Raw genomic sequence first — 6,541 nt, 5'->3', positions numbered from 1 at the left:
CCCGGGCGGCGCCCCCGCCCGTCCCGCACCCGCCCCGGGACCGCCGGTGCCTCACCGCCGCGTCGCCGCGCCGTGAGGAAGAGTTCCCCGGGCCGTAACAGCCGGGCGCCGCAGACCCTGTGGCCGGGTGGGGGTTCCGTGGAACACTCCGGCGGGTGACCGACACGACGCAGCAGGCGGCCCCGCAGAAGGCCCAGATCGGTGTGACGGGCCTGGCGACGATGGGGCGCAACCTGGCCCGCAACATCGCCCGGCACGGGTACGTGACCGCGGTGCACAACCGCACCGACGCGAGGACGAAGGCGCTGGTGGAGGAGTTCGGCCACGAGGGCACCTTCGTGCCCGGGTACTCCGCGCAGGAGTTCGTGGACTCCCTGGAGGCCCCCCGCACCGTGATCATCATGGTGAAGGCGGGCGGCCCCACCGACGCGGTCATCGAGGAGCTGGCGCCGCTGCTGAGCGAGGGCGACATCCTCGTCGACGCGGGCAACGCGCACTTCGCCGACACCCGCCGCCGCGAGGCCGCGCTGCGCGAGAAGGGCATCCACTTCGCCGGCGTGGGCGTCTCCGGCGGCGAGGAGGGCGCGCTGCTGGGGCCGAGCATCATGCCCGGCGGTTCCGAGCACGCCTACGCCAAGCTCGGCCCGATCTTCGCCGACATCGCCGTGTCGGTGGACGGCACCCCGTGCTCCACCCACGTCGGCCCCGACGGCGCGGGCCACTTCGTGAAGATGGTCCACAACGGCATCGAGTACGCCGACATGCAGCTCATCGCCGAGGCGTACGACCTGCTGCGCCACGGCCTGGGCCGCACCCCCGCCCAGCTCGCCGAGGTCTTCGACTCCTGGAACTCCGGGGACCTGGAGTCCTTCCTCATCGAGATCACCGCGCAGGTGCTCGCCAAGGAGGACCCCACGCAGGACGGCGTGGCCCTGGTCGACGTCATCCTCGACCAGGCCGAGCAGAAGGGCACCGGGCGCTGGACGGTGCAGACCGCCCTGGACCTGGGCACCCCCGTCTCCGGCATCGCCGAGGCCGTCTTCGCCCGCGCCCTGTCCGGGCACGCCGAGCAGCGCAGCGCCGCGGCCGGCGCGCTGCCCGGCCCGGCGGAGGAGGCGCCCTTCGTCGAGGCCGCCCACGCCGACGCCTTCGTCGACGACGTGCGCGCGGCGCTGTACGCCTCGAAGGTCGTCGCCTACGCGCAGGGCTTCGACATGGTCAAGGCCGGTTCCGTGGAGTACGGCTGGGGCGTGGACCCCGGCGCGATGGCCACGATCTGGCGCGGCGGCTGCATCATCCGCGCGAAGTTCCTGGACCGCATCCGCGAGGCGTACGAGAAGCAGCCGGACCTGCCCTCGCTGCTGCTGGACCCGTACTTCGCCCGCGCCGTGGCCGACGGTCAGGAGGCCTGGCGGCGCGTGGTGCAGCACTCCGTGGCGCACGGCATCCCCGCGCCCGGCTTCGCCTCGGCGCTGGCGTACTACGACGGGCTGCGCCGGCCGCGCTCGTCGGCGGCGCTGATCCAGGGCCTGCGCGACCTGTTCGGCGCGCACACCTACAAGCGCGTGGACCGCGAGGGCTCCTTCCACGTGGCGTGGGCCGGCGACGGCGCCGAGCACCCGTGGTCCTGAGGGGGTGGGCGCGCGGCCCGCGACGGCCGTGGGTGAGGATGCGACCGTGAGCGAGACGCACAGGAGCACCCCGACCGCCTTCCTGCTGTACGGGGCCACCGGCGACCTGGCCAGGCGCCTGGTCATGCCGGGGTTCGCGGCGCTGGCCGAGGCGGGCCTGCTGCCCGAGCGCTGGGCGCTGATCGGCAGCGGCCGGCGCTCGATGGGCGACGACGACTACCGCCGCCACGTCGTCGAGGGGCTGCGGGAGTTCGGCAAGGACCTGGACGAGAGCGTCCTGGACGAGGTGGGCGCCGGCCTGCGCTTCGCCGGCGGCGGGTTCACCGCCGACGACCCCGGTGAGCTGCTGGACGTGCTGGGCCGGGTCCGCGAGGAGCTGGGCGGGGACGTGCAGGTGGTGCACTACCTGGCGCTGCCGCCCTCCACGTTCGAGGACTACACGCGCGCCATCGCCGCGCACGGCCTGGCCGACGGCTCGCGCGTGGTCTACGAGAAGCCGTACGGCACCTCCCCGGAGTCCTTCGAGCGCCTCGACCAGCTGGTGCAGTCGGTGTTCGCCGAGGAGCAGGTCTTCCGCATCGACCACTTCCTCGGCAAGGAGGCCACGCAGCAGCTGCACGTGCTGCGCTTCGCCAACCGCCTCTTCGAGCAGGTGTGGAGCGCCGAGCACGTCGCGCAGGTGCAGATCGACGTGCCCGAGACCCTCGGCGTGGACGACCGCGCGCAGTTCTACGACGCCACCGGCGCCACGCTGGACATGCTGGTCACCCACCTGCTGCAGGTGGCCGCCGAGGTGGCCGCCGAGCCGCCGGCCGGGCCGGGCCCGGAGGCGCTGCAGGAGGCGCGCGAGTCGGTGCTGGCGTGCTTCCGGCCCATCGACCCGGCCGAGGTGGTCCTGGGGCAGTCCAGCGGCTACCGCCACCTGCAGGACGTCGACGACGACTCCGGCACCGACACCTTCGTCGCGGCGCGGGTGTGGGTGGACACCGAGCGCTGGCGCGGGGTGCCGTTCGTGCTGCGCACCGGCAAGAAGCTGGCCGAGTCCCACCAGCACGTGACGCTGGTGCTGCGCCCGCCGGCGGCGCAGGTGCACGGCGAGGGCGAGCGCACGCGGGTGCCGGAGACCATCACGTTCACCCTCAGCGGCAACGGCACGCTGTGGGCGGGCGTGACCGCGCGCCGCCCCGGCGTCTCCGACGACCTGGTGCCCGGCCGGCTGCACCTGGACCTGGCCGAGCTGCCCGACGCGGAGCCGCTGCCCCCGTACGCGGCGCTGCTGCGCGACGTGCTCATCGGCGACCGGGCGCTGTTCACCACCTCCGCGGGCCTGCGCGACGCCTGGCGGGTGGTGACGCCGCTGCTGGAGCAGCGCGGTGAGCTGCACCCGTACGAGCCGGGCTCGTGGGGCCCGGCGCAGGCCGAGGAGCTCGCCGCGCCGTACGGCTGGCTCACCGAGCACTGACGCGGCGCTGACACGGCGCTGACGCAGCCCCGGGGGGCGACCCGCCCCCCGCCCACCCGGGCGGGGGGCGGGCGCGTTCAGGCGCTGCGGCGCAGGGCCTGAACGACGGCGGTGCGGGCGCGCGCGAGGTCGAGGTCGACGCCGGTGGCCGCCAGCGCCCGCGCGGCGCGGGCGTCGGGGCTGCGCAGCAGCCCGAGCAGCAGGTGCTCGGTGCCGATGTAGTCGTGGCGCAGGTCCAGCGCGGCCCTCAGGGACTCCTCCAGGGCCTTCTTCGCCGGCCGGGTGAAGGGCAGGTGACCGCTCAGCGGGCCCTCCTCGAGCAGGCGCCGGCGCAGCCGGCCGCGCCGACGGGGCCCGGGCCGGTCCAGCGCGCCGGGGCCGAAGACCTCCTCGGCGCGCCGGCGCACGGTGTCGAGGTCGATGCCGAGGGCGCGCAGCGCGTCGGTGTCGGCGTCCGGCCCGCGCTGGTGCGCGACCTGCTCGCGCAGGCGGGCCGGGTCGGCGCCGGCCGCGATCAGCACGTCGGCGGCGACGCCGCCCGCGTGCAGCAGCGCCAGCAGCAGGTGGTCGTCGCCGACCTCGCGGTGCCCCAGCTCCCGGGCGACCTCCTGGGCGTCGACGACGGCGTGACGGGCTCGCCGGGTGAATCGTTCGAACACGGTGGTCCTCCTGCTCGTGGGTCAGTCGTTGCCGGAGTGCTTGCGGTGCACGGCCTGCTTGGACACCCCGAGGGCTCCGGCGATGTCGGCCCAGGACCAGCCGAGGTCGCGGGCGCGCTGGACCTGCAGGCGCTCGAGCTGCTCGGCGAGGCGGCGCAGCGCGGCGACGGCGCGCAGGCCCACGGCGGGGTCGGGGTCGGTGCCGGCGGTGACGAGGGTGTCGGGTTCGGCCATGCGTCATCATGTGTTGACGACCGGCCCCCCGTCAACCCTTGTTGACGAAGGACGGCCGGCTCCACCCGCGAGGGCCCGCGTCCACCCGGGGGTGGAGCGCGGACCTCACCCCCTGGGCCGATCCGCCGCGCACCCCTCCCGGCGCACCCTGGGAGCACCGGGCCGGGCAGGCCGGCCGGGACGGGGGGAGGGGTCGTCGTGGACGTTCTGGTGGGGGTCCTGGCGGTCGCCGGGACGGCCGGCGGCATCGGCGCGGTGCTCGCCGCGGCGTTCGGCGGCTCCGCCGCCCGCGCGGGCCGGCGGGACGCGCACCTGCTGGTCGCGCCCCGCGGCGCCGGGTACGGGGAGGCCGGCCGCCTGGTGGTCGAGGCCGCGCGCGCCGAGCGCGACGCGCACGCCGCGGTGGTGCACCTGGACGAGCGCCGCGCGCGCCGCGCCGGCACCGACCGCGCGGCCTGAGCGCACCCGCCCTCAGGCGCCCCAGGCGGCGGTGAGGGCGTCGGCGCTCTGGGGCCGGCCGACGTGGAAGCCCTGCAGGTAGTGGCAGCCGGCGTCGCTGGCGCAGCGGGCCTGGGCCGCGGTCTCCACGCCCTCGGCGATCACCTGCAGGTCCAGGCTGTCGGCGACGGTGACCACCGCCCCCACCAGGGCCCTGCTGCGCGCGTCGTGCTCGATGCCGGTGGTGAGGCTCTTGTCGATCTTGGCCATGCGCACGGGCAGCTCCACCAGGCGCGAGAGCGAGGAGTAGCCGGTGCCGAAGTCGTCCACGGACAGCGGGTGCCCGCGCCGGTGCTGCTCCTGCAGGGCGGGCAGGACGTTGGGGTCGATGAAGCTGGACTCCAGCAGCTCCAGGCCCAGGTGCTCCGGTTCCAGACCGTGCTCGCGCAGCGCCGCGGAGATGGTGGGCACCAGCGCGGGGTCGGCCAGCTCGCGGGCGGTGAGGTTGACGTAGGCGGTGCGCGGGGCCGCGGCACCGAGCTCCCGGCGCCAGCGGGCCACCTGGGCGCAGGTCTGCTCGACGACCCAGCGCCCGATGCCGACGATCGTCCCGTTGCCGGCGGCCAGGTCGATGAACCGCCCGGCCGGCAGCAGCCCGTGCGCGGGGTGCTGCCAGCGCAGCAGCGCCTCGACGGCGTGCACGGCACCGCTCGCGTCGGTGATCGGCTGGTAGTGCACGCGCAGCTGCTCGTGGGGCAGGGCCTGGGCCAGCTGGCGCTCCAGGTGGCGCACCGAGCGCCAGGCGTGCGGCCCGGCGGCGGTGCCCGCGGGGGGCCCGGCCGTGCCGCCGGTGGCGGTGCCGCCGGCCACCGTCAGGTCGATCGTGCCGCCGCCGCCCGGGGCGTCGCGGGTGTGGTGCTTGGCCCGGTACATCGCGGCGTCGGCGTCGGCCAGCAGCTCGTCGGCGCCGGGGTGGTCCTCGCTCAGGGCCACCCCGATGCTGGCGGAGACCGCGAGGTCCAGCTCGCCGATGCGCACGGGCTGGGCCAGGACCCGGCGCAACCGGGTGATCACCGCCTGGACGTGCTCGGCCAGCTCGTCGGGCTCGGCCTGGGGCAGGTCCTCGCAGATCAGGACGAACTCGTCACCGGCCAGGCGCGCCAGGGTGTCCTCGTGCCGCAGGGTGGCGCTGACGCGGGTGGCCACGGTGGCCAGGACCGTGTCGCCGGCGGCGTGGCCGAAGGTGTCGTTGACCGCCTTGAAGCGGTCCAGGTCGATGAAGAAGACCGCCACGGTGCGCTGGTGGCGGCGCGCGGCGGCCAGGGCGTGCTCGAGGCGGTCGAAGAGCAGCGCCCGGTTGGGCAGCCCGGTCAGCGCGTCGTGCGTGCTGCGGTGCGCCAGCTCGCTCTGGGCGCGGCGGGCCTGGTCGCGCTCGGAGGCCATGACGACGTACGAGACGGCCACGTGCGCCAGCAGGCGCACCCACTGCAGCTCCGCCGGCTGCCAGGTGCCGGCCCGGTGCCGGTACAGGTCCAGCGCGCCCCACACCCGTCCGCGCCCGACCAGCGGCACGGCGACCACGGACTCGAAGCCGGCCTCGCGCGCCCGCTGCACGTACTCCGGCCAGGCGGTCTGCGCCGGGTCGGCCAGGTCGTCGACGACCACCTCGGCCCGGGAGAGCAGCGCGTCGTGGCAGGGGCCCTCCTGGGTCAGCTCCTGCAGCCGCTCCGCGCCGTCGACCGCGCTGGAGGAGGAGTGCACGAAGCGCAGGAGCTCACCGTCGTTGATCATCACGCCGGCGCCGTCGACGGCCAGGTGCTCGGCGGCCACGTCCACCAGGTGCTGCAGGAGCTCCTCGGGACCGACGTCGCCGCCGGCGGCCTGCGCCAGCGCGACCACCGCGTCGACCAGCGCTTCGTGGTTCACCGCCGCCGTCCCCGCGCATCGAGTCCTCGTGCGGCGTCGCCGGGGTCCACCCGGCCGGGTGCACTCTTCACGGGTCGGGCTCCGGCCTCGGGAAGGGGTGAGCCACTCTATGACCCTCAGTGACAGGGTACTCCGCTGAGTGAGCAGTGTGCGGTGTTCCGCCCCCACCGCGGACCCCGCCCCCCGGGTCC

General features: G+C 75.8%; 6 protein-coding genes. 3 read left to right on the top strand and 3 right to left on the bottom strand.

Annotation, left to right across the window (positions count from 1 at the left end):
* Positions 1–155 precede the first annotated feature (155 nt).
* Together gndA and GTR00_RS11365 are read left to right on the top strand one after the other, a co-directional pair.
* Complete coding sequence (gndA, locus tag GTR00_RS11370; RefSeq protein ID WP_166611738.1) at positions 156–1,631, top strand: NADP-dependent phosphogluconate dehydrogenase; 1,476 nt, start codon at positions 156–158, stop codon at positions 1,629–1,631.
* 46 nt (positions 1,632–1,677) lie between these two features.
* Positions 1,678–3,093, top strand: a complete 1,416-nt coding sequence (locus GTR00_RS11365; protein ID WP_166611737.1) for a glucose-6-phosphate dehydrogenase — start codon at positions 1,678–1,680, stop codon at positions 3,091–3,093.
* Positions 3,094–3,170: 77 nt separating this feature from the next.
* On the opposite strand, the gene GTR00_RS25780 is transcribed toward GTR00_RS11365, so the two are convergent.
* On the bottom strand, positions 3,171–3,752 hold the full coding sequence (locus tag GTR00_RS25780) for a Clp protease N-terminal domain-containing protein (RefSeq protein ID WP_166611736.1): 582 nt from the start codon (positions 3,750–3,752) through the stop codon (positions 3,171–3,173).
* A 21-nt stretch (positions 3,753–3,773) separates the two neighbouring features.
* Positions 3,774–3,986: a helix-turn-helix domain-containing protein gene (locus GTR00_RS11355; protein WP_166611735.1), complete on the bottom strand. Its 213-nt coding sequence runs from the start codon at positions 3,984–3,986 to the stop codon at positions 3,774–3,776.
* A 198-nt stretch (positions 3,987–4,184) separates the two neighbouring features.
* On the opposite strand from GTR00_RS11355, the gene GTR00_RS11350 reads away from it, so the two are divergent.
* On the top strand, positions 4,185–4,445 hold the full coding sequence (locus GTR00_RS11350) for a hypothetical protein (RefSeq protein WP_166611734.1): 261 nt from the start codon (positions 4,185–4,187) through the stop codon (positions 4,443–4,445).
* A 12-nt stretch (positions 4,446–4,457) separates the two neighbouring features.
* Here the strand turns inward: GTR00_RS11350 and GTR00_RS11345 are convergent, their stop codons facing one another.
* Positions 4,458–6,350 carry a putative bifunctional diguanylate cyclase/phosphodiesterase gene (locus GTR00_RS11345; protein WP_166611733.1) on the bottom strand — a complete coding sequence of 631 codons (1,893 nt, stop codon included), beginning with the start codon at positions 6,348–6,350 and terminating at the stop codon, positions 4,458–4,460.
* Positions 6,351–6,541: the final 191 nt, after the last annotated feature.

It is taken from the genome of Kineococcus indalonis (assembly GCF_009906395.1).
Classification (GTDB): domain Bacteria; phylum Actinomycetota; class Actinomycetes; order Actinomycetales; family Kineococcaceae; genus Kineococcus; species Kineococcus indalonis.
The sequence above is the reverse complement of the archived record's forward strand: the minus strand, read 5'-3'. Positions and strand labels throughout refer to the sequence as shown.